The 25,340-nt window shown below is 59.9% G+C and carries 23 protein-coding genes, 1 other RNA gene and 3 pseudogenes; 14 read left to right on the top strand and 13 right to left on the bottom strand.

The genetic code is table 11. The features are described 5' to 3' along the window. Window position 1: 1 nt before the first annotated feature. Genes PSH84_RS27485 through PSH84_RS27470 form a run of 4 tightly spaced genes read right to left on the bottom strand, consistent with a single transcriptional unit; the run spans window position 2 to window position 2,860 of the window. Entirely contained in the window at window positions 2–739 is a 738-nt protein-coding gene (locus PSH84_RS27485) for an amino acid ABC transporter ATP-binding protein (RefSeq protein ID WP_024619803.1), read from the bottom strand. After that, entirely contained in the window at window positions 726–1,376 is a 651-nt protein-coding gene (locus tag PSH84_RS27480; RefSeq protein ID WP_077507224.1) for an amino acid ABC transporter permease, read from the bottom strand. The genes PSH84_RS27485 and PSH84_RS27480 overlap by 14 nt, the downstream gene beginning before the upstream one ends. After that, window positions 1,373–2,053, bottom strand: a complete 681-nt coding sequence (locus tag PSH84_RS27475; protein WP_305468799.1) for an amino acid ABC transporter permease — start codon at window positions 2,051–2,053, stop codon at window positions 1,373–1,375. Before PSH84_RS27475 ends, PSH84_RS27480 begins: the two co-directional genes overlap by 4 nt. A 21-nt stretch (window positions 2,054–2,074) precedes the next feature. Continuing rightward, window positions 2,075–2,860, bottom strand: a complete 786-nt coding sequence (locus PSH84_RS27470) for a transporter substrate-binding domain-containing protein (RefSeq protein ID WP_305468798.1) — start codon at window positions 2,858–2,860, stop codon at window positions 2,075–2,077. Window positions 2,861–3,115: 255 nt separating this feature from the next. Here PSH84_RS27470 and PSH84_RS27465 point away from each other — a divergent pair, with 255 nt between their 5' ends. The 7 genes from PSH84_RS27465 (at window position 3,116) to PSH84_RS27435 (ending at window position 11,394) form a co-directional block, all read left to right on the top strand. Next, the gene (locus tag PSH84_RS27465) at window positions 3,116–3,823 is read left to right on the top strand and encodes a FadR/GntR family transcriptional regulator (protein WP_305468797.1); all 708 of its coding nucleotides are present in this window, start codon (window positions 3,116–3,118) and stop codon (window positions 3,821–3,823) included. 121 nt (window positions 3,824–3,944) lie between these two features. Next, entirely contained in the window at window positions 3,945–4,274 is a 330-nt protein-coding gene (gene trxA / locus PSH84_RS27460; RefSeq protein ID WP_003206727.1) for a thioredoxin TrxA, read from the top strand. Window positions 4,275–4,515: 241 nt separating this feature from the next. Then, window positions 4,516–5,775 (top strand): transcription termination factor Rho, encoded by a 1,260-nt coding sequence (gene rho / locus PSH84_RS27455; protein WP_046039047.1) that lies wholly within the window; start codon window positions 4,516–4,518, stop codon window positions 5,773–5,775. 149 nt (window positions 5,776–5,924) lie between these two features. After that, complete coding sequence (locus tag PSH84_RS27450) at window positions 5,925–7,880, top strand: acyltransferase family protein (protein ID WP_305468796.1); 1,956 nt, start codon at window positions 5,925–5,927, stop codon at window positions 7,878–7,880. A gap of 78 nt (window positions 7,881–7,958) precedes the next feature. Further along, on the top strand, window positions 7,959–9,425 hold the full coding sequence (gene ubiD / locus PSH84_RS27445; protein ID WP_122567817.1) for a 4-hydroxy-3-polyprenylbenzoate decarboxylase: 1,467 nt from the start codon (window positions 7,959–7,961) through the stop codon (window positions 9,423–9,425). Continuing rightward, on the top strand, window positions 9,425–10,393 hold the full coding sequence (locus PSH84_RS27440; protein WP_305468795.1) for a CDP-6-deoxy-delta-3,4-glucoseen reductase: 969 nt from the start codon (window positions 9,425–9,427) through the stop codon (window positions 10,391–10,393). Before ubiD ends, PSH84_RS27440 begins: the two co-directional genes overlap by 1 nt. Window positions 10,394–10,725: 332 nt before the next feature. Then, window positions 10,726–11,394 (top strand): gamma-glutamylcyclotransferase, encoded by a 669-nt coding sequence (locus PSH84_RS27435; protein ID WP_305468794.1) that lies wholly within the window; start codon window positions 10,726–10,728, stop codon window positions 11,392–11,394. On the opposite strand, the gene glpT is transcribed toward PSH84_RS27435, so the two are convergent. After that, window positions 11,370–12,719, bottom strand: coding sequence for a glycerol-3-phosphate transporter (gene glpT, locus PSH84_RS27430; protein ID WP_122567494.1), 1,350 nt, complete (start codon window positions 12,717–12,719; stop codon window positions 11,370–11,372). The genes PSH84_RS27435 and glpT overlap by 25 nt on opposite strands. 330 nt (window positions 12,720–13,049) lie before the next feature. Between glpT and PSH84_RS27425 the strand changes: the two genes are divergently transcribed. Next, window positions 13,050–13,637, top strand: coding sequence for an energy transducer TonB (locus tag PSH84_RS27425; protein WP_305468793.1), 588 nt, complete (start codon window positions 13,050–13,052; stop codon window positions 13,635–13,637). A 42-nt stretch (window positions 13,638–13,679) separates the two neighbouring features. On the opposite strand, the gene PSH84_RS27420 is transcribed toward PSH84_RS27425, so the two are convergent. The 3 genes from PSH84_RS27420 to PSH84_RS27410 all read right to left on the bottom strand — a co-directional run bounded on the left by PSH84_RS27420 (window position 13,680) and on the right by PSH84_RS27410 (window position 17,658). Further along, window positions 13,680–13,937, bottom strand: coding sequence for a bacteriocin immunity protein (locus PSH84_RS27420; protein WP_305468792.1), 258 nt, complete (start codon window positions 13,935–13,937; stop codon window positions 13,680–13,682). Then, window positions 13,934–16,273 (bottom strand): pyocin-S2/colicin E7-DNase domain-containing protein, encoded by a 2,340-nt coding sequence (locus PSH84_RS27415; RefSeq protein WP_305468791.1) that lies wholly within the window; start codon window positions 16,271–16,273, stop codon window positions 13,934–13,936. Before PSH84_RS27415 ends, PSH84_RS27420 begins: the two co-directional genes overlap by 4 nt. A gap of 407 nt (window positions 16,274–16,680) precedes the next feature. Further along, window positions 16,681–17,658, bottom strand: a complete 978-nt coding sequence (locus PSH84_RS27410; RefSeq protein WP_305468790.1) for an NADPH:quinone oxidoreductase family protein — start codon at window positions 17,656–17,658, stop codon at window positions 16,681–16,683. 150 nt (window positions 17,659–17,808) lie between these two features. Here PSH84_RS27410 and PSH84_RS27405 point away from each other — a divergent pair, with 150 nt between their 5' ends. Then, on the top strand, window positions 17,809–18,216 hold the full coding sequence (locus tag PSH84_RS27405) for a flagellar basal body-associated protein FliL (protein ID WP_305468789.1): 408 nt from the start codon (window positions 17,809–17,811) through the stop codon (window positions 18,214–18,216). Between the two features lie 125 nt (window positions 18,217–18,341). Here the strand turns inward: PSH84_RS27405 and PSH84_RS27400 are convergent, their stop codons facing one another. Beyond that, window positions 18,342–18,794 carry an EVE domain-containing protein gene (locus PSH84_RS27400; RefSeq protein WP_305482046.1) on the bottom strand — a complete coding sequence of 151 codons (453 nt, stop codon included), beginning with the start codon at window positions 18,792–18,794 and terminating at the stop codon, window positions 18,342–18,344. Between the two features lie 195 nt (window positions 18,795–18,989). Between PSH84_RS27400 and PSH84_RS27395 the strand changes: the two genes are divergently transcribed. Then, window positions 18,990–19,136, top strand: coding sequence for a hypothetical protein (locus PSH84_RS27395; protein WP_122567491.1), 147 nt, complete (start codon window positions 18,990–18,992; stop codon window positions 19,134–19,136). A 35-nt stretch (window positions 19,137–19,171) separates the two neighbouring features. Here PSH84_RS27395 and PSH84_RS27390 read toward each other — a convergent pair. From PSH84_RS27390 to PSH84_RS27375, 4 genes and pseudogenes are all read right to left on the bottom strand, one after another. Continuing rightward, window positions 19,172–19,779 (bottom strand): annotated as a pseudogene (locus tag PSH84_RS27390) (5-formyltetrahydrofolate cyclo-ligase). A gap of 117 nt (window positions 19,780–19,896) precedes the next feature. After that, a non-coding RNA gene (gene ssrS, locus PSH84_RS27385) (6S RNA) lies at window positions 19,897–20,076 on the bottom strand. A 30-nt stretch (window positions 20,077–20,106) separates the two neighbouring features. After that, window positions 20,107–20,424 (bottom strand): cell division protein ZapA, encoded by a 318-nt coding sequence (locus tag PSH84_RS27380; RefSeq protein WP_122567489.1) that lies wholly within the window; start codon window positions 20,422–20,424, stop codon window positions 20,107–20,109. Beyond that, a complete protein-coding gene (locus PSH84_RS27375; RefSeq protein WP_003177365.1) occupies window positions 20,421–20,630 on the bottom strand; it encodes a TIGR02449 family protein in 210 nt (69 codons plus the stop codon). The genes PSH84_RS27380 and PSH84_RS27375 overlap by 4 nt, the downstream gene beginning before the upstream one ends. A 131-nt stretch (window positions 20,631–20,761) precedes the next feature. On the opposite strand from PSH84_RS27375, the gene PSH84_RS27370 reads away from it, so the two are divergent. The 4 genes and pseudogenes from PSH84_RS27370 to PSH84_RS27355 all read left to right on the top strand — a co-directional run bounded on the left by PSH84_RS27370 (window position 20,762) and on the right by PSH84_RS27355 (window position 25,145). Beyond that, complete coding sequence (locus PSH84_RS27370; protein WP_060740134.1) at window positions 20,762–21,316, top strand: YecA/YgfB family protein; 555 nt, start codon at window positions 20,762–20,764, stop codon at window positions 21,314–21,316. 22 nt (window positions 21,317–21,338) lie between these two features. After that, a pseudogene (gene pepP, locus PSH84_RS27365) lies at window positions 21,339–22,674 on the top strand (Xaa-Pro aminopeptidase). Further along, window positions 22,671–23,860, top strand: a pseudogene (gene ubiH / locus PSH84_RS27360) (2-octaprenyl-6-methoxyphenyl hydroxylase). Before pepP ends, ubiH begins: the two co-directional pseudogenes overlap by 4 nt. Before the next feature lie 67 nt (window positions 23,861–23,927). Then, window positions 23,928–25,145: a 2-octaprenyl-3-methyl-6-methoxy-1,4-benzoquinol hydroxylase gene (locus PSH84_RS27355; RefSeq protein WP_305471291.1), complete on the top strand. Its 1,218-nt coding sequence runs from the start codon at window positions 23,928–23,930 to the stop codon at window positions 25,143–25,145. The last annotated feature ends 195 nt before the right edge of the window (window positions 25,146–25,340 follow it).

Raw genomic sequence — 25,340 nt, 5'->3', positions numbered from 1 at the left:
GTCACGCCGCCGGTTCCACGGTACCGATGAAGTTCGCCAATTCGGCTGTCTGCGGATCGGCGAACAGCACCTTGGGATCGCCCACCTCATGCACCTTGCCCTGGTGCATGAACACCAGTTTGTCGCCCACTTCCCGGGCGAAGCGCATTTCGTGGGTGACCATGATCAGGGTCATGCCTTCCTTGGCCAGTTGCCGCACCACGCTGAGCACTTCGTTGACCAGTTCCGGGTCCAGGGCCGAGGTGATTTCGTCGCACAGCAGCACTTTCGGCGACATCGCCAGGGCGCGGGCAATCGCCACCCGTTGCTGCTGGCCGCCGGACAAGCGGTCGGGGAAGGCATCGAATTTCTCGCCAAGCCCGACCCGTTCCAACATCTGCCGCGCCAGCACGGCCGCCTTGGCCTTGGGCACTTTTTGCACAACCTGCGGCGCCAGCATCACGTTCTCGCCCACCGTCAGGTGCGGGAACAGGTTGAACTGCTGGAACACCATCCCGACTTTCTGCCGCAGGCTGCGCAGGTCGGCGCGGGCGGCATCGAGGTATTCGCCGTCGACTTCGATCACGCCGTCGTTGATCGATTCCAGGCCATTGAGGGTGCGCAGCAAGGTGGACTTGCCCGAGCCGCTGCGGCCGATGATCGCCACCACCTGGCCTTCCTCGACGCTCAGGTCGATGCCTTTGAGCACGTGATGATCGCCGTAGTATTTATGCAGGGCAGTAATTCTAAGCAGAGGCATGCAGTCTCCTTTCCAGGTAGCGCGCACTGAGGGACAAGGGGTAGCAGAGCAGGAAGTAACCGAGGGCGACCAGGCCGTAGACCATGAATGGCTCAAAGGTGGCGTTGGCGAGCATGCCGCCGGTCTTGGTCAGTTCGGTGAAGCCAATGATCGAAGTGACGGCGGTGCCTTTGACCACCTGCACGGAAAAGCCCACGGTCGGTGCCACGGCGATGCGCAGGGCCTGGGGCAGGATCACGTAGCGCAACTGTTCCAGCGGGTTGAGGGCCAGGCTCGCCGAAGCTTCCCACTGGCCGTGGGAAATCGAGTCGACACAACCGCGCCAGATCTCCGCCAGGTAGGCGCTGGTAAACAGCGTCAAGGCAATGGCCGCCGCCATCCACGGGGAAATCTCTACCCCGGCCAGGGCCACGCCGAAGAACACCAGGAAGAGTTGCATCAACAGCGGCGTGCCTTGGAACAGCTCGATGTAGGTGCGGGCAATGTTACGGGGCAGGGCGCTTTTGGAGATGCGCAGCACCATCACCAGCAAGCCGATCACACCTCCGCCGATAAACGCCACCAGCGACAGCGCCAGGGTCCATTGCAGGCCGGTGAGCAGGTTGCGCACCACGTCCCAGAAGGTGAAATCGCTCATGGGCGGCTCCCGGTGCTGCTCTTGTATAGGCAGCGGCGACCCACCCAGTTGAGGAACTGGCGGATCAACAGCGCCATGCACAAGTAGATGAGCGTGGTCAGGGCGTAGGTTTCGAACGCGCGGAAGTTGCGCGACTGGATGAAGTTGGCGGCAAAGCTCAACTCTTCGGTGGCGATCTGCGAACAGACCGCCGATCCGAGCATCACGATGATGATCTGGCTGCTCAGGGCCGGCCAGACCTTGCCCAATGCCGGCAGCAGCACCACGTAGCGCAAGGCTTCGAAGCGGCTCATCGCCAGGGCCGCGGCCGCTTCGAGTTGCCCCCGGGGGATGGCCTGGATACCGGCGCGGATGATCTCGGTGGAGTAGGCGCCGAGGTTGATCACCATCGCCAGCACCGCCGCCTGCCATTCGGAGATCTGCAGGCCCAGGGATGGCAAACCGAAGAAGATGAAAAACAACTGCACCAGGAACGGCGTGTTGCGGATCAATTCCACGTACACACCGAAGATCGCCGCGAATGGACGAATGTTCCAGGCCCGCACCACGGCCCCGACAATGCCCAGGCCGACCCCGAGCAACGTGCCAATGGCGGTCAGTTCCAAGGTGAACAGCGCACCACGCAACAGCAGCTCGGTGTTTTGCACCACCGGCAGAAAATCGAACTGATAAGCCATGCTCAGCCTCTCAAGCGACGGTCAGAGATCGGCCGGCAGCGGCTGCTTGAGCCAGGTCTGGGAATTCTTCTCCAGGCTGCCATCGGTCTTGGCGGTGGCGAGGATCTGGTTGACCTTGTCCAGCAGCGCCGGCTCGTTCTTGTTCACGCCCACGTACACCGGCGAGTCCTTGAGTTTCACCTTCAACGCCGGGACGCGCTTGGGGTTGCGTTCGCTGATGGCGACCATCACCACGTTGCCGCTGGCGATCAGGTCCACCTGGCCGGCCAGGTAGGCGGCGATGGTCGAGTTGTTGTCTTCGAAGCGCTTGATGGTGGTGCCTTCGGGGGCGACTTTGCTCAGTTCGATGTCTTCGATGGCGCCACGGGTGACGCTGATGGTCTTGCCCTTGAGGTCGTCCAGGGTGTTGATGGCGGCATCAGGTGGACCGAACACGGCCAGGTAGAACGGCGCGTAGGCGCTGGAGAAGTCGATGACTTTTTCGCGCTCCGGGTTCTTGCCAAGGCTGGAAATCACCAGGTCGACCTTACCGGTGGTCAGGAAGGGGATGCGGTTGGTGCTGTTGACCGGCGTCAGTTCAAGCTTGACCTTGAGCTGGTCGGCCAGCAGTTTTGCGGTGTCGATGTCCAGGCCGCGGGGTTTCATGTCCGGGCCGACCGAACCGAATGGCGGGAAGTCCTGGGGCACGGCGACCTTGAGGGTGCCCCGCTTGACCACGTCGTCCAGGCCGTCGGCATGGGCGGGCAACTGACTAAGCATCAGGCTGGCAAACAGGGCTGTGAGCAGGACGCTGCAACGCTGAATCATGGCGAATCTCCGCAATCGGTGATGTGATTTCTGCGTTCGGACAGAGCACAGGCCATGCCAAGGCGACTTTCCATCGGCCGAAGCCACGGTTTTGCTGGTGGGGAGCGGTCTTACTGGTCTGAACAGTTGTGCCGCGTTTCGCACCGTTATCGGGCGTCGGCATTTGTCGCCGAACCCTGCTGGGGCACGACTTGCCGGGGGCGGCGAATAGCTTTACAACTAGCCGCTCACTGGCCCGGTTCGTCTGAAAAAATCATGAATTCCATCGCTCGTGCCGTTCCTGAAGTGGCCCTGCAAGCCATCCGCAAACTGATCGTCGATGAAGGCTTCGGCCCGGGCGATGCGCTGCCGTCGCAACGGGACCTGGCGCTGCAACTGGGCGTGAGCCGGGCGTCGCTGCGCGAAGCGCTGTCCTCCCTGAGTGCCTTGGGCATGATCAGCGTGCAGCCGGGCAAGGGGGTGTTCGTGCAGGCACCGGTAGAGGCTCCACGCGGCGAGTCGGCGCCGGGCTGGCCGTTCGCGGCCCAGATCTCGCCGGTGGATATCTTCCAGTTGCGCTACGCCCTGGAGGGCTTTGCGGCGGGGTTGGCTGCAGTGACACTCAGCGCCGATGAGCTCGACCGGCTGCAAGACAATGTCGAAGCCATGCGTCGGGAATTGAAGGTCGGGGATTTCGACGCCGCCGCGCGGCTGGATTTCGAATTCCATCGGCGCATCCTGCTGGCCAGCGGTAACCAGGCGATGTTGAGCATCCTCACCGCCAGCGCTGACATCTTCCTGGAAAGCCAGAAGCTACCGTTCATCCGGGCGGAGCGGGCGATGGAAACCTGGCAGGAGCATCGCAAGATCCTTCGCGCCCTGGCCCGTCGGGCGTCAGGCGCCGCGCAAAAAGCCATGCAGGAACATGTACGTAACGCTGCGCTGCGTACCGGAATTTCCTTCGTGGCGCCTGTGGCCTCGTGACTTGAGCTATACCCAAATACATCTGCCGCCATAGCGAGACTCAATCAACTCAAGCTTCCTGAACCTGGGAAGGGCAGCTATGATGGGCCACGTTTTTTTGCTGATTACCCCGGAGATTTCCATGAGCAGCGATCTGATCAAACACGTTAGCGACGCTAGCTTCGAAGCTGACGTACTCAAGGCCGAAGGCGCAGTGCTGGTCGACTATTGGGCTGAGTGGTGCGGTCCCTGCAAAATGATCGCCCCGGTCCTGGACGAGATTGCCGAGACCTACAAGGGCAAGCTGACCGTTGCCAAGCTGAACATCGACGAGAACCAGGAGACTCCGGCCAAGCACGGCGTGCGTGGTATCCCGACCCTGATGCTGTTCAAGAACGGCAACGTCGAAGCCACCAAGGTCGGTGCGCTGTCGAAGTCGCAACTGGCCGCTTTCCTCGACGCCAACATCTAAGCGCCGAATGCCATTGAAAAAGCCCCGCAAATCGCGGGGCTTTTTCGTTATTCAGGGCTAGACGCTCGCAAACCCAGGTGTTACATTCGGCCCCGCACTGGTTTCTCCATTGCCCCCTGCAAGCCGTCGCCGACGCTCTCCTTTCGAATAAGTACGCGATCCTGTCGCCTTCTCCGCGGCGCGGCCTCATTAAGCCAAAAGCTTAATTTCCCCCCTCCATAAATGATTACGTCATTCCTATATGAATCTGACTGAACTCAAGCAAAAGCCGATTACCGAACTGCTCGAATTGGCCGAACAGATGGGCATAGAAAATATGGCCCGTTCGCGCAAGCAGGACGTGATTTTCTCCCTGCTCAAGAAGCACGCGAAAAGCGGCGAGGAAATCTCCGGTGATGGCGTGCTGGAGATTCTCCAGGACGGCTTCGGCTTCCTTCGCTCCGCAGACGCTTCCTATCTCGCCGGCCCAGACGATATCTACGTCTCGCCGAGCCAGATCCGTCGCTTCAACTTGCGCACCGGTGACACCATCGTTGGCAAGATCCGCCCTCCGAAGGAAGGCGAGCGTTACTTCGCCCTGCTCAAGGTCGACACGATCAACTACGACCGTCCGGAAAACGCGAAGAACAAGATTCTCTTCGAGAACCTGACCCCGCTGTTCCCGACCGTGCGCATGAAGATGGAAGCCGGCAACGGTTCCACCGAAGACCTCACCGGTCGTGTCATCGACCTGTGCGCACCCATCGGCAAAGGCCAGCGCGGCCTGATCGTGGCGCCGCCGAAAGCGGGCAAGACGATCATGCTGCAGAACATCGCGGCCAACATCGCCCGTAACAACCCTGAAGTTCATCTGATTGTGCTGCTGATCGACGAACGTCCGGAAGAAGTGACCGAGATGCAGCGCACCGTACGCGGCGAAGTGGTTGCCTCGACGTTCGACGAGCCGCCGACCCGCCACGTGCAGGTTGCCGAAATGGTGATCGAGAAGGCCAAGCGCCTGGTCGAACACAAGAAAGACGTGGTGATCCTGCTGGACTCCATCACCCGTCTGGCCCGAGCCTACAATACCGTGATCCCGAGCTCCGGCAAGGTGCTGACCGGTGGTGTCGATGCCCACGCGCTGGAAAAACCCAAGCGTTTCTTCGGCGCCGCGCGGAACATCGAGGAAGGCGGCTCGCTGACCATCATCGCCACCGCACTGGTTGAAACCGGTTCGAAGATGGACGAAGTGATCTACGAGGAATTCAAGGGCACCGGCAACATGGAGCTGCCCCTGGATCGTCGTATCGCCGAAAAGCGTGTGTTCCCGGCCATCAACATCAACCGTTCCGGCACGCGCCGCGAAGAGTTGCTGACCGCCGACGACGAATTGCAGCGCATGTGGATCCTGCGCAAGCTGCTGCATCCGATGGATGAAGTCGCCGCCATCGAGTTCCTGGTCGACAAGCTGAAAACGACCAAGACCAACGATGAGTTCTTCCTGTCGATGAAGCGCAAGTAACACGAAGCAACGCTTCAAAAAAAGAGCGCCCCTGACCGGGCGCTCTTTTTTGGGCTGGATTTATATCAAGGCAGACAACTTTTTGCAGGCTGGCAGTGTCCTTGTTTTGGCATTTGTATTTTTAAACGATTTAAACGACAAGGAGCGTTATGCACACATTTGGCAATCGCCGTGACATCGACGGCTTGAGGGCCTTGGCCGTTATTCCGGTGGTGCTGTTTCACTTCGGTTTCAGCACGTTCAGCGGTGGTTTTGTCGGGGTCGACGTCTTCTTTGTCATTTCCGGATTCCTGATCACCAGCATCCTCTTCCGTGAGATTGGCGCGCAACGTTTCAGTTTTGTCGATTTCTGGGCCCGGCGTGCGCGACGCATCCTGCCGGCCTTGAGCCTGGTGTTGTTGGCAACGTTGGTCCTGGGGTGGTTATTGCTGACGGCCAAGGATTTTTCCGAGCTTGGCCGGACGGTTCGTTACCAATCGCTGTTCATTTCAAACATCTTGTTCATGCGTGAAGACGGCTACTTCGAGCCGGCGTCGGACCTGAAGCCGCTACTTCATACCTGGTCGCTGGCTGTTGAAGAGCAGTACTACATTTTCTTTCCGTTGCTGATGGTGTTGTTGATGCGCCATGTTCGTCATTGGCGCTGGATGCTGTTTGCCGTATTGCTGGTTTCTTTCGGGCTGAATATCGCCTACATCGACCGCAAGCCTGACGTGACGTTCTTCTCGTTGCCGACACGGGCCTGGGAGCTGTTGTGTGGTGCGATGCTCGCGGTATTGCCCACCTCAAGACATGCCGTGAGGCCGTGGCTCTATCAACTGGCGGGTGTGGCCGGGTTGGCGGCGGTTCTGGTGGCGGTGTTCACCTTTGACAGGACCACGACGTTCCCGGGTTGGGCCGCTTTACTGCCTGTCCTTGGCGCCACCGCGCTGATCTGGTCCGGGGCACAGGGTTCGACCTGGGTGGCTCAACTGCTCGGTACCAGGGCGCTCGTCTGGATTGGTTTGATTTCCTATTCCCTTTACCTGTGGCATTGGCCGGTCTACGTCTATGCCAATGCTGTTTCCATCGACGGTATCGAACATCTGGAGGCCGTAGGCTGGATACTGCTGGCGTTGAGTCTGGCCTGGCTGAGCTGGCGCTTCGTCGAGCTTCCGTTTCGTGAGAAGCGCTTGTTGCCCGGACGCAAGCCGGTGCTGGTGGGAGGCTTGCTGGCCATGGTCGCCCTGGCGGTGACAGGTTCGGTGGTGCGTTCGGCGGATGGCTTTCCTCAGCGCCTTACCGGCAAGGCGTTGGAGTATGCGCAGGCGCGGGAGTGGAAGGCCGGGCAGATGAAATGCATGCTGGTGACCTCGGACAAGAACCTGGACAAGGCGTGCCTGGTTGGTGCGACCAAAGAGGCCCCGGCGACTCAACTGTTCTGGGGCGACAGCCATGCCGCGGCATTGTTGCCGGCGATTGAGAGCAATGCCACACGTGAGGGGCGCCCGGTATGGCTTTACAGCATGAGCGCCTGTCCGCCGATCCTGAGCGACGACGTGCGCCAGCGTTGCAAGGACTTCAACGAAAGGACCATGGAGCAGGTTCGCCACCTGCAGATCAAGGATGTAGTGCTGGCTTCCAATTGGAGTCTTTACGTCTACGGTCGTGAGGACGGCGACAGGAAAGTTTTGCTCAACCCCCGCGACAATACGGCCGAGGCCGAGGCGCGCATGGCCGCGGCGCTCAAGGCTCGGGTGGCGATGCTAAGGGCGGCGGGCGTGCAAGTCTGGTTGTTCAAGGAAGTGCCGCTGCAGCGCAAGGGCGCCGTTAATCGATTGACGAGCCTGGCCCGGGTCGGACGTTCGGCCGAAGGGTTGGGGCGCCCGCTCCAGGAGCACTTGACCCGCCAGCACTTTCTCAGTGCCTTGTTCGAGTCGATGAGCGCCGCCGATCCAGGCGTGCATGTCATCGATCCGACGCCGCTGATGTGTGCGGGACAGATCTGCAGCATTGAGGTCAATGGTTACTCACAGTACAAGGATGAGGATCATCTGTCTGATCTCGGCAGTACCCGACTAAGTCCACTGTTTGCTCCAGTGCTGTTGGGTACAACCGAAAATTGATCGCGCCGCGCACGCGCGGGCTGCTGTTTGGGCGTTAGAGCAGGTAGGATGTACGCCTATTTTCGGGGTGGCATCTCAATGAAATTCAAGGATCTTCGGGATTTCGTGCAGCAGCTTGAGCAGCGCGGCGAGTTGAAACGCATCCAGGTTCCTATCTCTCCAGTGCTGGAGATGACGGAAGTCTGCGACCGCACGCTTCGGGCCAAAGGCCCGGCGCTGCTATTCGAGAACCCTACGGGCTACGACATTCCAGTGCTGGGCAACCTGTTCGGCACACCGGAGCGCGTGGCCCTGGGCATGGGCGCCGAAGCCGTCAGCGAACTGCGCGAAATCGGCAAGCTGCTGGCGTTCCTCAAGGAGCCCGAGCCGCCAAAAGGCCTGAAGGACGCTTGGTCCAAGCTGCCGATTTTCCGCAAGATCATTTCCATGGCGCCGAAAGTCGTCAAGGACGCGATCTGCCAGGAAGTGGTGATCGAGGGCGACGATGTCGACTTGGCCATGCTGCCGGTGCAGACCTGCTGGCCGGGCGACGTGGCCCCGCTGATCACCTGGGGCCTGACCGTCACCAAAGGCCCGAACAAGGACCGCCAGAACTTGGGCATCTACCGTCAGCAGGTGATTGGCCGCAACAAGGTCATCATGCGCTGGCTGAGCCACCGGGGCGGGGCGCTGGACTACCGTGAGTGGTGTGAAAAACACCCCGGCCAGCCCTTTCCGGTGTCGGTGGCCCTGGGCGCGGACCCCGCGACCATTCTCGGTGCCGTCACGCCCGTGCCCGATAGCCTTTCCGAGTATGCGTTCGCCGGTCTGTTGCGCGGCAACCGTACCGAGTTGGTGAAATGCCGTGGCAATAACCTGCAAGTGCCGGCCACCGCTGAGATCATTCTTGAAGGTGTGATCCATCCCGGCGAAATGGCCGATGAGGGGCCGTACGGCGACCACACCGGTTACTACAACGAAGTCGACAGTTTCCCGGTGTTCACCGTCGAGCGCATCACCCATCGGATCAAACCGATTTACCACAGCACCTACACCGGCCGTCCACCCGATGAGCCGGCCATTCTCGGCGTGGCGCTGAACGAAGTGTTCGTGCCGATCCTGCAGAAGCAGTTTCCGGAAATCACCGATTTCTATCTGCCGCCGGAAGGTTGTTCGTATCGCATGGCCGTGGTGACCATGAAGAAGTCGTATCCGGGGCACGCCAAGCGCGTGATGCTCGGGGTCTGGTCGTTTTTGCGACAGTTCATGTACACCAAGTTCGTTATCGTCACCGACGACGATATCAACGCACGGGACTGGAACGACGTGATCTGGGCCATCACCACGCGCATGGACCCCAAGCGCGACACGGTGATGATCGAGAATACGCCGATCGACTACCTCGACTTCGCCTCGCCGGTGTCTGGCCTGGGGTCGAAGATGGGGCTCGATGCCACGCATAAATGGCCCGGTGAAACCACTCGCGAGTGGGGCCGGGTTATCGTCAAGGATGAAGCCGTTACCCAACGGATCGATGCCATCTGGAATCAGTTAGGAATAGATTGATGCGTGTAACCTTGCAGCCTTCCGGGGCGGTGCTGGAGATACGGCCCGCCGAGCGGATTCTCGATGGCGCGCGGCGCCTGGGCTATGAATGCCCGCAAAGCTGCCGCAACGGCAACTGCCATGTCTGTGGTGCGTTGCTGGTGGAAGGCCGTGTGCAACAGGCGGGCGAGGTGCGCGATCACGGTGAGATCTTCACGTGCATCGCCGAGCCGTTGGAGGACTGCGTGGTGTTGTGGGATGGCGTGCTGTCGCCGGGTGAACTGCCGGTACGCAACCTGGCGTGCCAGGTGATCGAGTGCGCCGATGTGGGCGGCGATGTCTGGCGAGTGCGCCTGCGGGCGCCAGCGGGCAAGCCACCGCGCTATCACGCCGGGCAGTACCTGCTGATCGAACGGGAAAACGGCGAAAAATCGGCGTTCTCCCTGGCCTCGGCGCCGCATTCCGGGCGCGAGCTGCAGTTGCACGTATTGGTGCGCGAAAGCAGTGCACGGGCGCTGCTGGAACAACTGCAACGCAACCCCAGCGTGCGCGTCGAAATGCCTTTTGGTGGCACCCATTTGTCCGAGCTGCCGGACGGGCCGTTGGTGTTGATCGCCGCCGGTACCGGCATGGCGCAGATGCACAGCTTGATCGAGCATTGCCGCGCGGCGGGTTTCAAGCACCCGGTGCATCTGTACTGGGGCGTGCGGCGGCCGGACGATTTCTATGAAATCGAGCATTGGGACGAATGGAAAAAACTGCCGAACCTGTTCCTGCATAAAGTCGTCAGCGACTTGTGCGGCTGGGAAGGGCGTTGCGGGATGCTCCATGAAGCGGTGTGCGAGGACCTCAGCGATCTTTCCGGCGTGCACGTCTACGCCAGCGGCTCGCCGGCCATGATCTACGCCACGCTCGATGCGCTGGTGGAAGCCGGCATGGACGCCCATCAAATGCGCGCCGACGTATTTGCGTATGCGCCGCGGGCTTGAGCCGCATTCATTAGCACAGGCTCAGGTCTGCTTTGTGGCGAGGGGATTTATCCCCGTTGGGCTGCGACGCAGCCCCTGAAACCATAACGCAATTGACTGACACACCGAGCAATCATGTTTTGGGGTTGCTTCGCAGCCCAGCGGGGATAAATCCCCTCGCCACAAGTTATATACCCAACGATATTTCTATTCGATATTTAGTCTCAGGGCTAGATACCGATAACGTATATAGCGCGTGGATGGCATTTAACTTGCCTTGATCCCCGTGAACGTCAACCTCATGACGACCCCCATTCACTTTCCGACCCGCGAGGAGCCAACCGCTACCGGCCATGAGTGCTATCGAATCCGCCATCACCTGTGCCTTGTACCCGCCACGACTCGAGCTGGGGCCGCAGTTGACCCGTGAGCAATTGCTCGCCTCGATGCAATTGACCATGAGTCTTCACCAGGGCGGCCCTGTCTGGTTGTTCGCTTACGGTTCACTGATCTGGCGGCCGGAATGCACGGCAGTGGAGCGCATGCGCGGTCGGGTCCATGGTTATCATCGCGGTTTGTACCTGTGGTCCCACGAACACCGTGGCACCCCGGAGTTGCCGGGGCTGGTGTTCGGATTGGATCGCGGCGGCTCGTGCAGCGGGTTCGCCTACCGATTGCCGGAGGAGAATCTCGAAGACTCGCTGTTTGCCCTCTGGCAGCGCGAGATGCCGGTGCCGTCCTATCGCCCGCACTGGCTCAGTTGCCGTCTCGAGGATGGCAGCCGGGTGCAAGCCTTGGGATTTGTGCTGGAGCGGCACCTGCCCAGCTATGCCGGCAACTTGCCGGACCATGTGCTGAGCCAGGTGTTCGAAAGTGCCTGCGGGCGTTACGGCACCACTCGCGATTACGTCGAGCAGACCGTCCACGCCCTGCGTAGCCACGCCATGCCAGACCGAAGTCTGGAGGCGCGGCTCAAGCGCTGCCAATCAGCGCTGGATCAGGCGACCGCTTCGCGGCTCTGACTGGCGATTTGTTTGTGCCACAGGGTTGGCGCGAGGAATGCCATCGCCAGCAGGCACGCACCGATCAACAGCACAAACCCACCGTCCCAGCCAAAATGGTCCACGGTGTAGCCCATGGCGGCGCTGGCCGCGACCGAACCACCCAGATAACCAAACAGGCCAGTGAAACCCGCAGCGGTACCGGCGGCTTTCTTCGGCGCCAGTTCCAATGCCTGCAAACCGATCAGCATCACCGGGCCGTAGATCAGGAAACCGATGGAAACCAGGGCGATCATGTCGACGGTCGGGTTGCCGGCCGGATTCAGCCAGTACACCAGGGTTGCCACGGTCACCAAGGCCATGAACACCATGCCGGTCAGGCCACGATTGCCACGGAAGATCTTGTCCGACATCCAGCCACACAGCAGCGTGCCAGGAATGCCCGCCCACTCGTAGAAGAAATAGGCCCAGGAGCTCTTGTCCACCGTGAAGCCCTTGGCTTCCTTGAGGTAGGTCGGCGCCCAGTCCAGCACGCCGTAGCGCAGCAGGTAGACGAAGACGTTGGCCATGGCGATGTACCAGAGCATTTTGTTGCGCAGCACGTACTTGACGAAGATTTCCTTGGCGCTGAATTCGTTCTCGTGGCTGGCGTCGTAGCCTTCCGGGTAGTCGTTCTTGTATTTCTCGATCGGCGGCAAGCCCACCGATTGCGGGGTGTCGCGCATGGTCGCGAAGGCAAACACCGCAACGACGAGCGCTACGGTAGCAGGCACATAGAATGCCGCGTGCCAATCATTGAACCAGGCCATCCCCAGCAGGAACAGCGGACCGATCAGGCCGCCGCCGACGTTGTGCGCCACGTTCCACACCGACACCACGCCGCCACGTTCCTTCTGCGACCACCAGTGCACCATGGTCCGTCCGCTTGGCGGCCAGCCCATGCCTTGGGCCCAGCCGTTGATGAATAGCAGGATGAACATGATGGTGACGCTGGACGTTGCCCAGGGCGCGAAACCGAACACGAACATCACCCCCGCCGAGACCAGCAAGCCGAAGGGCAGGAAGTAACGCGGATTGGAACGGTCGGACACCAGGCCCATGAGGAACTTCGACAGCCCGTAGGCAATGGCGATGGCCGACATGGCCAGGCCCAGCTGGCCACGGGTGTAACCCTCGTCGATCAGATAGGGCATGGCCAGGGAGAAGTTCTTGCGCAGCAGGTAATACCCGGCGTAGCCAATGAAGATCCCGGCGAAGATCTGCCAGCGAAGGCGTCGGTAGGTGCTGTCTATTTTTTCTTCAGGCAGGACTGCCTGGTGTGCGGCAGGTCGAAAGAAAGCAAACATTCAAGTGCTCCAGGTTCTTGTTATGGCGGCGGATGCGAATGTTACAGTTTCGTTACCGAAAATAGCATTGCTCGTTGTCGCATAAACAGCGGAAATTTCGATTAGTCATGTTCTTAAGTGAACATGTCGCTCAGGCATAAGCGAAGGGCGCCGTAGGAAATGTCTTCGCAAAGCCCTTTCATGCCCCGTATCGGTGAAAACGGGGCAAATCGGTGGGAAACATCCTTCACCCAAATGGGAAGTCTCGCTATAGGGCCCATGAGTCATGGCCTTTACCCTTTACGTCTCTGAATTCAGGTGAGGGGTAGGGGTATGAGGTGGTGTGTGGTGATGCTGTTGCTGTGCTTGTCCGGCATGAGCGGGGCAGCGGATGTGTTGTTGGTGCCCGAACACAATCCCAAGCCGGATTACCCGACGACTCTGGTCCGGCAGGGCATCACGGGTGTGGCCCGGGTCGGCTTCATGGTGCATGCCGATGGTCATGTCGATGAGATCGCGATCCTGCACAGCGATCATCCGGACTTTGCCGAAGCCGCACGGGAGGCCGTGAGCCAATGGCGCTTCAAGCCCTGGACAGTGGACCACGAACACCCGGCGCAGACGCACGTGGTAGCGCCCTTCGAGTTCCGTCTGGATGGCTTGCCGCTGGATACGAATAAATGGATCAAGACCTGGAAATGCTCGGACATCAACGCACACGCCAAGGGCCAGCGATGGGAACAGGACTTGCTCCCGTTCCACTACACACGCCTTTATTTGTCCAATGCGTTTCTCGTCAAACAGCTACCGGAAAACGAGCGCCTGGCCTTGATCGCCCGGTTCAACAGGCTCCTGCCCTCGATCGTGCAGCGTTGTGGGCGTTTTCCTGCGACACGGTATGTGCGGATGCTGCCGAAGGAGATTCGCGAGTTGCTTTAGCTGCTGTAGGAGGCATCGCCGTTGACGATGCCCCCTACTTGTTCATTCTGGCTTGAAACCGGGTTTTCCGTTTTGTTCTCGCCAGAACTCAATGCTGTTAAGTATTCCCAGGGGCGTATCTTCAACTCCCTTGCTAGGGTAAAAAATAATATCGGTTCCATCTGGATGCTCTGAAGTGTCGACAATCTGATGTACTAGCGCATCGAGTTCGGTCTCGGATGAGTATTCTTTATTAAATAAGCGCTCGATAAGGTGTAGGAACTCTTTGCGAGTATATTGTTCGTACGGTTTTTTAATCATTTTCGCTCACCATTGCTTTTTGAGTGAATAGTAATATGGCTCTTAGGCGTCGTGATAGCCATATTGTCGATATTGTATACATCACCGCCCTCGCCAATTGGGTGCACATGATGTATCTCAAACTTTTCTCGTCCCCCTACCTGTTCGTTACGCGGCGCATATGGAGAGTAGCCGTCTTTCATTATCGCCTGATTTCGAGAGCTGAATTGTTTGATTAACTCTGGTTCGTTTGCAACAGCGCTCCATAATTTTTCTCTAAAGCTATCAAAATCTTTCATTTCTTGACCACGCAAGCTATCCGCTATCTGGCTGGGAATCGGAACGCCGCTTGATTCCCTAGCGGCGCTCATCCAATCTGGGCCGACTGTTTGTCCGGCACCGGTCACTGTCCCTGGCTCATAACGCGGCCCGGTACGACTCGCCATGACATAGACTGGCTGAATTCCCGATTCCATTGGGAATACCAGCACATAATCGTCAATGTCAGCGTCATCGCAGGTTGGATGCTCGTCTATTCTCCCCTCTATCTGGGTAATCCTGGCCCCTGGAAGGATCCTGATTTCCGGCTGCGTCACAGGCAACTCAGTCGATCCAAGGAGACTATCCCCTGGAGGGCTGTTCGGCGTCCAAGTCAGTGTCCTTGGAAGAATCCCCTCTGTCGTGAAAGTGTAGAGATTGGTGTGTGGATCAAGTGTTATGTATCTGATCCGAACCTCGTTGGATAAACTTCCACCGGTCGGTGAAAGATAAAACTGAGTATGCTCCCCGCGAACCGATGACACGACGCGAAGCGGTAAATGACCTGTTTCAGTATTTGGAGTTAGTTTGAAATTCTCATCCAGTTGGGACAGCGGAATACTGATCACCACTGGATTACGCTGAAGCTCGCTATTGCCGATTGTCGGAGAGTAAGACACCGCCACGCCAAATACCGTCAATGGACCACCCGCCAGGGTGGCACTCGCCTTCTTCAGTAGATCTATGGCGCCTTGCAACGAAACGGGCGAACCCTCATACCCAGCGATCAGGCCGTCGGGAGTCGTCATGAGTGGCCGTGCTGATGCCAGCGTGCCGCTGGCGGTGGATAGCTGTATATTTTCGATGTGATGTTTCAACCGAAAAGTCGCATCGATATCGGCTTGTGCTTTACGCAGCGAAGTCTTCCGTGAATCACTCGTCAATACATTGAAAAGATTGCCTACTGCGTGCTCTGCTTTGGTTGCGTCCCGGTGCGCGATAGACAGTTCCCGGTGCTTTTGCTGCATCCAAGGCAGTTTTTGATTGATGTCTTCAGGCTGGGCTTGGTTGAACTGATGGAGCAGCGCGTTGAAACGGTCTGCCAATGCCGCCGCGATTTTCTGTTTTCGTTCTTGTTCGGCTCGTTGCGCCGCAGCTCGGGCTTGCGCTTGCTTTAGTGCTTGTGCTTTTTTTTCGGCTGCAACACGTAGCTGTTCTTGTAAGCGTTCGGCTGCTAAAGCCCTGTCGATGAGTCCGGTAAAGGCGTTAGTTGTTTTTATTAAATGTCGAACGGATTCTGAGTGAAGAAGGGATACATGGTAGTCCTGCCATCGCTTTCCTAGGTTTGTTTTTGCCTGTAGCGCCACAAGATTGTTGAGGGCATCGAGCTCAGGTTTACTCAAGGGAGGCTTGATGTTCGGATTGGCTTTCGCAAAAGCAGCGATAGCTGCACGCTCAGTTGCAATAATCTTGGCTAAGGCTGCTTTGTAGTTCCTAAGCGACTGGGAGGAGGTTAGCCCGCCTGTTGCGCCTAGCGTCGATGAAACTTTTCTTAGCAAAAAGCCTGGAAGAAGCTGGAGGTGAGTATTTTTTTCCTGATTGATAATCCTAAGTTTTTCATTTGCTGCTGATGCGGAATCACTTTGCCCAGATTTGACAGCAGCCTGCTCGACTTTTTTTGATGCGTGTTCCAGTTGTCCAGCAAGGATGTCATTTTGCAATGAAAGCCGTTTCAGCTCCAACGCTGATCGGTACGCGTTATCGATCGCTGAGTAAGCGACGGCGATATTGGGTGGGGAGGTCTGCAGGCTTTCCATTACTCTTTTGAAAGACAATTCCTTCATTAGGAAGAATGGATTGTGACCATACAGCGAGTAAGCATTTTTGGTGCGTGCTTGATACTCGGTTTCTTTGGAGTGAATAGATTTTAGCGTTACTTCATGCTCTGTCTTCGCTTTTTCCAAAGGCGAAAGCGGACGAGCACCTATTGCTGATTTTTTCGCTTGCTCGAGTTCTTTTATGGTCGTTTCGGTAAGTTTTATAAATATATTACGATACTCGGAATCGATGACTTTGCTGTTTTCGATTCGCTCTCTCATCATGTCATCCCATGCGTAGGGGATAGACGCGTTGTGTCTTTTTGAACTTCTAGTGACCCCTCTGGGAGGCCCCTCGTACGGACCCCAAGCCCCTTGGAAATATCCCTCAGTGAAATTATTACCTTTGATCGATAAAGGACCTATTTCGTATGAGCCGGGGCCTAACTGCTTATGAGGCCCTAAATATGTATTCGCATCGCACATATGACTTATCCATGTCGGTTTTCCGTACTGAATGGCTCCCCGCTGCTGCGAGTTGCTGTTGTGTGCGAAGAAGGTTTACGTTTTTTTTCGGTGAGGGTGCGGTATATATCTACCGCCAAATCAGCTTTTATTTATGGCAGCTGAGATAAAAAAAAGGCCAGAACCACCTCATCAGTGGTTCTGGCCTTTTTGTCCGACGGGTTTCAACGCACCTGAACAACCACCTTCCCCACCGCTTTGCGCTGCCCCAAGTCATTGATCGCCTGAGCGGCATTACTCAGCGGATACACCTGCGACACCAGCGGCTTGAGCTTGCCCTCGGCGAACCAGCCGAACAATTGTTGGAAGTTGGCGGCGTTGTCCTGGGGCTGGCGTTGGGCGAAGGAACCCCAGAACACACCCACCACCGCGGCGCCCTTGAGCAGGGCCAGGTTCACCGGCAGTTCGGGGATGCGCCCGCTGGCAAAGCCGACCACCAGCAGCCGGCCGTTCCAGGCGATGGCGCGGATGGCCTGGTCGAACAGGTCGCCGCCCACCGGGTCGTAGATCACATCGGCGCCCTGGCCGTCGGTAAGGCGTTTGATTTCATCCTTGAGGCTGGTTTCGTTGTAGTTGATCAACTCGTCGGCGCCAGCGGCCTTGGTCACGGCAAGTTTCTCCGCGCTGCTGGCGGCGGCGATCACCCGAGCACCCATGGCCTTGCCGATTTCCACGGCGGCCAGGCCAACGCCGCCGGAGGCGCCGAGCACCAGCAGGGTTTCGCCGGGTTGCAGGTTGGCCCGTTGCTTGAGGGCGTGCATCGAAGTGCCGTAGGTCATGCTGAAGGCGGCAGCGGTGTTGAAGTCCATCGATGCCGGGATCGGCAGCACGTTATAGTCTGGCACCGCCACTTGTTCGGCAAAGCTGCCCCAACCTGTCAGCGCCATCACCCGGTCGCCGACCTTCAAGTGGCTGACTTTCTCACCCACCTCGCTGACCACGCCCGCCGCTTCGCCGCCAGGAGAGAACGGGAAGGGTGGCTTGAATTGATATTTGCCCTCAATGATCAGCGTGTCCGGGAAATTCACCCCGGCGGCGTGCACGTCCAGCAGCACTTCGTTCTTCTTGGCGACGGGGCTGGCGACGTCTTCCAGCACCAGCGATTCGGCGGGGCCGAATTCTTTGCACAGCACGGCTTTCATCAGGGCTATTCCTTTGGGAGTGATGGCCGATAAGTGTAGGTGTGAGAGACAACGGGTCAACGAGCATGCCCCGCCCTGATAGCCGGCCATAAGCTTGTGCTTGAACGGCGGGTCGGTATGCTGGGCCGCAAACTGGATGAGGAATCAATTGTGAAAGCGTGGATCATGTTGATGCTGGCCCTGTCGCTGCCTGTGGCGGCGATGGCCGAAGAGGCCAAAGAAGGCGAGGCGCCGAAGGTCAGTTACATCACCCTCAGCCCGCCCTTCGTGGGCAATTATGGCTTGGACGGCACGGCGAAGCTGAAGGTCTACAAGGCTGATGTGGCCCTGCGTGTGACCGGTGACGCCGCCGCTGCGGCGGTCAAGGCCAACGAGCCGCTGATTCGCAACCAATTGGTGGCGTTGTTCGCCCAGCAGACCACCGAGGCGATGAACAACCTCGAAGCCAAGGAAAAACTACGTCAGGAAGCGTTGAAGCAGACCCAGCAGGTGATGAACGACGAGACCGGCAAGCCGATGGTGGATGATCTGTTGTTCAACAACCTGATCATTCAGTAAATCTAACGTCGTCTGGGACGGCCCTATCGCGAGCAAGCTCGCTCCCACAGGGGTTTTGTGATCGACGCAAAACCCCTGTGGGAGCGAGCTTGCTCGCGATAGCGGCCTATCGGACAGCGAATCGCTCAAGGTTTCAGCGCAACCACCGCCGCCCACTGCTCAGCCGTCACTGGCATCACCGAAAGCCGCGAGCCTTTCTGTACCAGCGGCATTTGCGCCAGGGCGGTCTGTTGCTTGAGGTAGTCGAGCTTCAGCACGTGACGGAACGTCTCGACGTGGGCCACGTCGATCGCGGTCCAGGGGTTTTTGTCCGGGCTGGCCTTGGGGTCGAAATAATGGCTGTCCGGGTCCAGGGCCGTCGGGTCGGGATAGGCCGCCTGGATGATTTTGCCGATCCCGGCAATGCCCGGCTCGGGGCAACTGGAGTGGTAGAAAAAGAACGTGTCGCCCACCACCATGGCTCGCAGGAAATTGCGCGCCTGGTAGTTGCGAACGCCGTCCCATCGGGCCTGGCCGAGCTTTTCCAAGCCTTGGATAGACAATTCATCGGGCTCGGATTTCATCAGCCAATAGGCCATGATTGCTACTCCTGGGCGGTGTTGAAAAAAATAGTTCAGCGATTTTATGACAAACCGACAGTCGGTTGACGCCAGAGTTTGCGTGTCGGGGCCGGTTGCCGCAAAATGCCGGCCTTCCAAGCTTGACGCTGCTGCACGGCCAATAAGAAAACCGCTGCTGTCATCGTGTGTGATATGCCTTGAGGGGGGCAATCGATGAAACGCAAACCGGATTTGTTGTGGATCTTGGTCATTCTGTTCGGTCTGGGTGTCGTGACCACGGGTTACGCCCAAAGCCTGTGGTCCAACAAGACCGAGGCGCCGGTGGACATCACCCAACCCGCGCCATCGCTCAAACGCTGAGCCCGCTTTCCAGGCGCCGCTGATTCCCGCGGCGTCTACCCCGCGATATACCATTGCCTGTCGCTGACCGTTCCCTGCAGCGGCACGTCCCAGCTTGCCTTGCGCCAATCGTTCGACCTTCTGGCATTCATGGGCCAGCCCCAACAGCGTGGGCTTGCGCCACTGCTTGCGTCGCGCCAGGTACGCCAGGCTGCGATCGTAAAAGCCGCCGCCCATGCCCAGTCGACCTCCCGCATCGTCAAACCCCACCAATGGCAACAACACCAGGTCCAACGTCCAGACCTTGCGTTGCCGGGCGATGTTCTTGCGTGGCTCGGGGATGCGAAACCGGTTGGGCTGCATTTTTTCGCCGGGGTGGATGCGCTGGAACACCATCTTGGTCTGCGGCCACGGGCTGAGCACTGGCAGGTAAGTGGCCTTGCCCCGGCGCTGGGCCGCGCGCAGCAGCAGGCGCGGGTCGATCTCGCCATCGTTGGGGCAGGTACAGGGCGATGTGCTTCGCGCGGCGGAACAGCGGATGCTGGGCCAGTTGTTTGTACAGCCCGCGGGCGGCTTGCCGTTGCTGGGCGGGTGTCAGGGCGCGACGGGCCTGACGAAGCAGGCGTCGAAGTTGCGGGCGGGGCAGCAGCGCGGGTTCAGTCATGTCGAGGCTTCACGCAGGGGCGATGCCGCACAGCGTAACCGCAAAACAGGACGCTCAGAAATGCCTGCGCCCAGAAACGACAATGCCAGTTCACATGAACTGGCATTGTCTGGAGTCAGGCTCCCCGGATGAACCGCTGTCGGCTTAGCCCTTGAACCCGAAAGTTCAAGGTGGAAGTTGCAGGGGGCGTTAAGGCTTTCCGTCAAGCGGACATGCACACCGGCCCCAACGTGCAACCCCCGTGGTTGTGCGTATCGGCTCAGGGACATCACCAACTGGCAAGCACCCCAGGGAGTGAAGCGAGTATACCCCAGGCAGCCTCGCGAATCAGCCCTTGGTGACGTCCGGATCGGTGGCGAGCACCAGATCCACCCGATCGAGCAGGTCGCGCACCTGTTCACGGGTCGAGCCGCTGACCTGTACGTCCGGCGTATCCTGGCGATGCAACAGGTCGTGGGTGATGTTCAAGGCGGCCATCACGGCGATGCGGTCGGCACCGATGACTTTGCCGCTGCTGCGGATCTCGCGCATCTTGCCGTCCAGGTAACGGGCGGCGCTCACCAGGTTGCTACGCTCTTCCTGGGGGCAGATGATCGAATATTCTTTGTCGAGGATCTGCACGGTAACGCTATTGCTTGAACTCATGAGTCTTGCTCCAGGGCCTTGAGGCGCGAAATCATCGATTCGACCTTACGCCGGGCGATTTCGTTTTTTTCAATGAGGTGCGCGCGTTCCTCGCGCCAGGTTTTTTCCTGAGCTAATAGGAGTCCGTTTTGGCTCTTAAGTTGCTCGACCCGGTCAATTAGCAGTTCGAGTCTGGCCATCAGCGCTTGCAGGTCGGTGTCTTCCATTGTGTCCACTGAAGATTGTGTCTGATGGAGGGATGTGGGTCGCACAGCCTCTGAATAGTCTTGGCGAGTCTGTCGATGTAGGATACAAGGCCTCCATTCTAGACATAGCGCCGTCTGGCGCCTAGCTGCCCATGCCCATTCAGAATTCCCCGTATCAAGCATTCGCCACCCTGCTGAGCACCAGCGGTCATCCTGTCTCGCCTGCCGAACTGCATGGCCTGTTGCTCGGGCGCAGTTGCGCCGGCGCCGGCTTCGATGCCGACGGCTGGTTGGCCGACGCCGCCGAGCTGTTGGAAGGCGAGCCGGCGGACAACGTTCGTAACGCGCTGATCGGCCTGCAGGAAATGGTCAAGGGCGAGCTGACCAGCGACGACATGACCGTCGTCCTGCTGCTGCCCACTGACGATGCCCCCTTGGCCGAACGTGCCGCGGCGCTGGGCCAGTGGTGCCAGGGCTTCCTCGCCGGCTTCGGTCTGACCCGTCGCGAATACGCGCTGAGCGAAGAGGCCAAGGAAGTGTTGCAGGACTTGGCCGCGATCTCCCAGGTCCAGGATGCCCTGGAAGAGTCCGATGACGGCGAAAGCGACTACATGGAAGTGATGGAGTACCTGCGGGTCGCGCCATTGCTGCTGTTCACCGAGACCAAGAAAACCGATGCAGCGGCCCCCAAGCCGTCCTTGCATTAATTAGAGGGAACCCCGTCTGCCCATGATTCATATCCCGAAATCGGAATACAGCCGTCGCCGCAAGGCCCTGATGGCGCAGATGGAACCCAACAGCATCGCAATCCTGCCCGCCGCCGCCGTTGCGATCCGCAACCGCGACGTCGAGCACGTCTACCGCCAGGACAGTGACTTCCAATACCTCAGCGGCTTCCCCGAGCCGCAAGCGGTGCTGGTGCTGATGCCCGGCCGCGCCCACGGCGAGTACATCCTCTTTTGTCGCGAGCGCAACGCCGAACGTGAGTTGTGGGACGGCCTGCGCGCCGGCCAGGAAGGGGCGATCCGTGACTACGGCGCTGACGACGCATTTCCCATCACCGACATCGACGACATCCTGCCGGGCCTGATCGAAGGCCGCGACCGGGTGTATTCAGCCATGGGCAGCAACCCTGAGTTCGACCGGCACCTGATGGAGTGGATCAACGTGATTCGCTCCAAGGCCCACCTCGGCGCCCAGCCGCCGAACGAATTCGTTGCCCTGGATCACTTGCTGCACGACATGCGCCTGTATAAATCGGCGGCGGAACTGAAGGTCATGCGCGAAGCGGCGCGGATCTCCGCCCAGGCGCACATCCGGGCGATGCAGGCGGCACGTCCGGGGTTGCATGAGTTCAGCCTGGAAGCCGAACTGGATTATGAATTCCGCAAGGGCGGGGCGAAGATGCCGGCCTATGGCTCGATCGTCGCGGCGGGGCGCAACAGCTGCATCCTGCACTACCAGCAGAACGACGCGCTGCTCAAGGACGGCGACCTGGTGTTGATCGACGCCGGTTGTGAAATCGACTGCTATGCCAGCGATATCACCCGTACGTGGCCGGTCAGCGGCAAGTTTTCACCCGAGCAGAAGGCGATCTACGAAGTGGTGCTGGCCGCCCAGGAAGCCGCGTTTGCCCAGATCGCACCGGACAAACACTGGAACCAGGCCCACGAAGCGACGGTCCGGGTCATTACCGAAGGGTTGGTACGCCTGGGGTTGCTGGAGGGTGAGGTGGACGAGTTGATCGCCAGCGAGGCCTACCGGGCGTTCTACATGCACCGCGCCGGGCATTGGCTGGGCATGGACGTGCATGACGTGGGTGAGTACCGGGTCGGCGGCGAGTGGCGGGGTACTGGAAATCGGCATGACGCTGACGGTGGAGCCGGGCATCTACATCAGCCCGAACAACCGCAGCGTCGCGAAGAAATGGCGCGGCATTGGCGTGCGCATCGAGGATGACGTGGTAGTGACCAAAACCGGTTGTGAAATCCTGAGCCGAGACGTGCCGAAAACGGTCGCCGACATCGAGGCCCTGATGGCCGCCGCCCGGACGCAAGCGGCATGAGCCGGGTCAACCTGGCGATCATCGGCGGCGGCCTGGTCGGCGCGAGCCTGGCATTGGCCCTGCAGGCCGGTGCCAAGGCCCGGGGCTGGAAAATCATGCTGATCGAGCCTTTCGCCCCCGGTGACGCTTGGCAGCCAAGCTACGATGCCCGGTCCTCGGCGTTGTCCTACGGTGCCCGGCAGATTTATCAACGCCTGGGTGTGTCTGGCAGGAGATTTCCCGTCGCGCCGAGCCGATCAAGCAGATCCATGTGTCCGACCGCGGGCGGTTTTCCACGGCGCGGCTGTCGGCCATGGAAGAGGGCGTGCCGGCGCTGGGTTACGTGGTGGAAAACGCCTGGCTCGGCCAGTGCCTGTGGCAAGGTCTGGACCCAGAGGTGGTCAGTTGGCGCTGCCCGGCGCAGGTGACCCGCATGGAACCACTGGTCGGCGGTTATCGCCTGACCCTCGACGACGAAACCACCCTGGAGTGCGACCTGGCCGTACTGGCCGATGGTGGTCGCTCCAGCCTGCGCGAGCAGTTGGGCGTCGCCGTGCGCAGTCGCCCTTATGACCAGAGCGCCTTGATCGCCAACATCACCCCCAGCGAAGCCCACAATGGCATGGCCTTTGAACGCTTCACCGATGACGGCCCGATGGCCTTGTTGCCGCTGCCGGAGAATCGTTGCGCGTTGGTCTGGACCCGCCAGGGCATGGACGCACAACGGCTGGCGGCCCTCGACGAACGCAGCTTCCTCGCCGAATTGCAGGGCGTGTTCGGTTATCGCCTGGGTACGCTGAAGCAAGTGGGCGTGCGACACCTGTACCCGCTGGCGCTGGTGGAGGCCGAAGAGCAGGTTCGTCCGCACCTGGCGATCCTGGGCAATGCCGCCCACAGCCTGCACCCGATTGCCGGGCAGGGGTTCAACCTGTCCCTGCGCGATGCTCAGGCCCTGGCCGATGCCTTGCTCGACAGCGACAGCGAGCCGGGGGATTTTGCCGTGCTGCAAGCCTATCGCGAGAGCCAGCGCATGGACCAGGCCCTGACCGTGGGCTTCTCCGATCAGGTCACGCGGCTGTTCGGCAGCAGCCTGCCGTTGGTGTCCCTGGGCCGTAACCTCGGCTTGCTGGGCCTCGACCTGCTGCCGCCAGCCAAGCGCTGGTTCGCCCGCCAGGCCATGGGCCTGGGGACGCGTCCCGATGCTTGAGGCTGGGGTGGTCATTTCTTTTCATGGGCGGCTGATGTCGCCAGCAAAACAGGCTTAGAGCATGGAATTGCGTGCAGATCTGCTGATTGTCGGCGCCGGTATGGTCGGCAGCGCCCTGGCGCTGGCGTTGCAGGGCAGTGGCCTGCAAGTGCTGTTGCTCGACGGCAGCCCGATGAGCGTCAAGCCCTTCGATCCCCAGGCCGCGTTCGAGCCCCGGGTCAGCGCCTTGTCGACGGCCAGCCAGCGGATCCTCGAGCGCCTGGGCGTCTGGGACGGCATCACCACCCGGCGTGTCAGCCCTTACACCGACATGCACGTCTGGGACGGCAGTGGCACCGGGCAGATCCATTTTTCCGCCACCAGCCTGCATGCCGAGACGCTTGGGCACATCGTTGAAAACCGCGTGGTGCAGGACGCCTTGCTGGATCGGCTGCATGACTGCGACCTGGGCTTGCTGGCCAACGCCCGCCTGGAGCAGATGCGTCGTTCCGGCGACGACTGGCTGCTGACCCTGGCCGATGGCCGCACCTTGCGCGCGCCCCTGGTCATTGCCGCCGACGGCGCGAATTCCGCTGTGCGCCGCCTGACCGGCGTGGCGACGCGCGAGTGGGATTACCTGCACCACGCCATCGTCACCAGCGTGCGCAGCGCCCGGCCGCATCGAATGACGGCATGGCAGCGCTTCACCGACAACGGTCCGCTGGCGTTCCTGCCCCTTGAACGTGACGGCCAGCACGATTGGTGCTCGATTGTCTGGTCCACCACCCCCGAAGAAGCACAGCGCTTGATGGCGCTTGATGACACCGCATTCTGCAACGAACTGGAACGCGCCTTCGAAGGCCAGCTCGGCACGGTGCTGAGTGCCGACCCGCGCCTGTGCGTGCCGCTGCGCCAGCGACATGCCAAGCGCTACGTGGCCGAAGGGCTGGCGCTGATCGGCGACGCGGCCCATACCATTCATCCGTTGGCCGGGCAGGGGGTGAACCTGGGCTTCCTCGACGCCGCCGTGCTGGCCGAAGTGCTGCTGCACGCGGCTGGCCGTGGCGAGCGGTTGGCGGACGTGAAGGTGTTGAGCCGCTACGAGCGGCGCCGCATGCCCCATAACCTGGCGCTGATGGCGGCGATGGAGGGGTTCGAGCGGTTGTTCCAGGCCGATCCGCTGCCGGTGCGCTGGTTGCGTAACACCGGGCTGAAACTGGTGGACCGCCTGCCTGAGGCCAAGGCGTTGTTCGTGCGCGAGGCACTGGGATTGATTGGGGATTTGCCGGATTTGGCCAAGGCCTGAAATCTGTATTGGGGCTCATGGCCCTATCGCGGGCAAGCCTTGCTCCCACAAAAGCTTGTCCCACATTGCACACCTGTGGGAGCAAGAGCTTGTGGGAGCAAGGCTTGCCCGCGATGGCGGACCCAAAATACTGCGCATCTCCAGGCTGCAACATTTGGAAATGTGTCCGCCCACTGTTCGATTGTGGTGCCAAAT

It is taken from the genome of Pseudomonas beijingensis (assembly GCF_030687295.1).
In the GTDB taxonomy this organism is placed as follows: domain Bacteria; phylum Pseudomonadota; class Gammaproteobacteria; order Pseudomonadales; family Pseudomonadaceae; genus Aquipseudomonas; species Aquipseudomonas beijingensis.
The sequence above is the reverse complement of the archived record's forward strand: the minus strand, read 5'-3'. Positions and strand labels throughout refer to the sequence as shown.

Coding starts and splice junctions, on each gene's coding strand:
- PSH84_RS27380 (WP_122567489.1), bottom strand. CDS start 20,424: ATGAGTTCAAGCAATAGCGTTACCGTGCAGATCCTCGACAAAGAATAT.
- PSH84_RS27480 (WP_077507224.1), bottom strand. CDS start 1,376: ATGAGCGATTTCACCTTCTGGGACGTGGTGCGCAACCTGCTCACCGGC.
- PSH84_RS27415 (WP_305468791.1), bottom strand. CDS start 16,273: ATGAGAGAGCGAATCGAAAACAGCAAAGTCATCGATTCCGAGTATCGT.
- PSH84_RS27425 (WP_305468793.1), top strand. CDS start 13,050: ATGCTGTTGCTGTGCTTGTCCGGCATGAGCGGGGCAGCGGATGTGTTG.
- rho (WP_046039047.1), top strand. CDS start 4,516: ATGAATCTGACTGAACTCAAGCAAAAGCCGATTACCGAACTGCTCGAA.
- PSH84_RS27435 (WP_305468794.1), top strand. CDS start 10,726: ATGAGTGCTATCGAATCCGCCATCACCTGTGCCTTGTACCCGCCACGA.
- PSH84_RS27370 (WP_060740134.1), top strand. CDS start 20,762: ATGCCCATTCAGAATTCCCCGTATCAAGCATTCGCCACCCTGCTGAGC.
- PSH84_RS27440 (WP_305468795.1), top strand. CDS start 9,425: ATGCGTGTAACCTTGCAGCCTTCCGGGGCGGTGCTGGAGATACGGCCC.
- PSH84_RS27400 (WP_305482046.1), bottom strand. CDS start 18,794: ATGGCCTATTGGCTGATGAAATCCGAGCCCGATGAATTGTCTATCCAA.
- glpT (WP_122567494.1), bottom strand. CDS start 12,719: ATGTTTGCTTTCTTTCGACCTGCCGCACACCAGGCAGTCCTGCCTGAA.
- PSH84_RS27465 (WP_305468797.1), top strand. CDS start 3,116: ATGAATTCCATCGCTCGTGCCGTTCCTGAAGTGGCCCTGCAAGCCATC.
- PSH84_RS27450 (WP_305468796.1), top strand. CDS start 5,925: ATGCACACATTTGGCAATCGCCGTGACATCGACGGCTTGAGGGCCTTG.
- PSH84_RS27470 (WP_305468798.1), bottom strand. CDS start 2,860: ATGATTCAGCGTTGCAGCGTCCTGCTCACAGCCCTGTTTGCCAGCCTG.
- ubiD (WP_122567817.1), top strand. CDS start 7,959: ATGAAATTCAAGGATCTTCGGGATTTCGTGCAGCAGCTTGAGCAGCGC.
- PSH84_RS27420 (WP_305468792.1), bottom strand. CDS start 13,937: ATGATTAAAAAACCGTACGAACAATATACTCGCAAAGAGTTCCTACAC.
- trxA (WP_003206727.1), top strand. CDS start 3,945: ATGAGCAGCGATCTGATCAAACACGTTAGCGACGCTAGCTTCGAAGCT.
- PSH84_RS27395 (WP_122567491.1), top strand. CDS start 18,990: ATGAAACGCAAACCGGATTTGTTGTGGATCTTGGTCATTCTGTTCGGT.
- PSH84_RS27475 (WP_305468799.1), bottom strand. CDS start 2,053: ATGGCTTATCAGTTCGATTTTCTGCCGGTGGTGCAAAACACCGAGCTG.
- PSH84_RS27410 (WP_305468790.1), bottom strand. CDS start 17,658: ATGAAAGCCGTGCTGTGCAAAGAATTCGGCCCCGCCGAATCGCTGGTG.
- PSH84_RS27375 (WP_003177365.1), bottom strand. CDS start 20,630: ATGGAAGACACCGACCTGCAAGCGCTGATGGCCAGACTCGAACTGCTA.
- PSH84_RS27485 (WP_024619803.1), bottom strand. CDS start 739: ATGCCTCTGCTTAGAATTACTGCCCTGCATAAATACTACGGCGATCAT.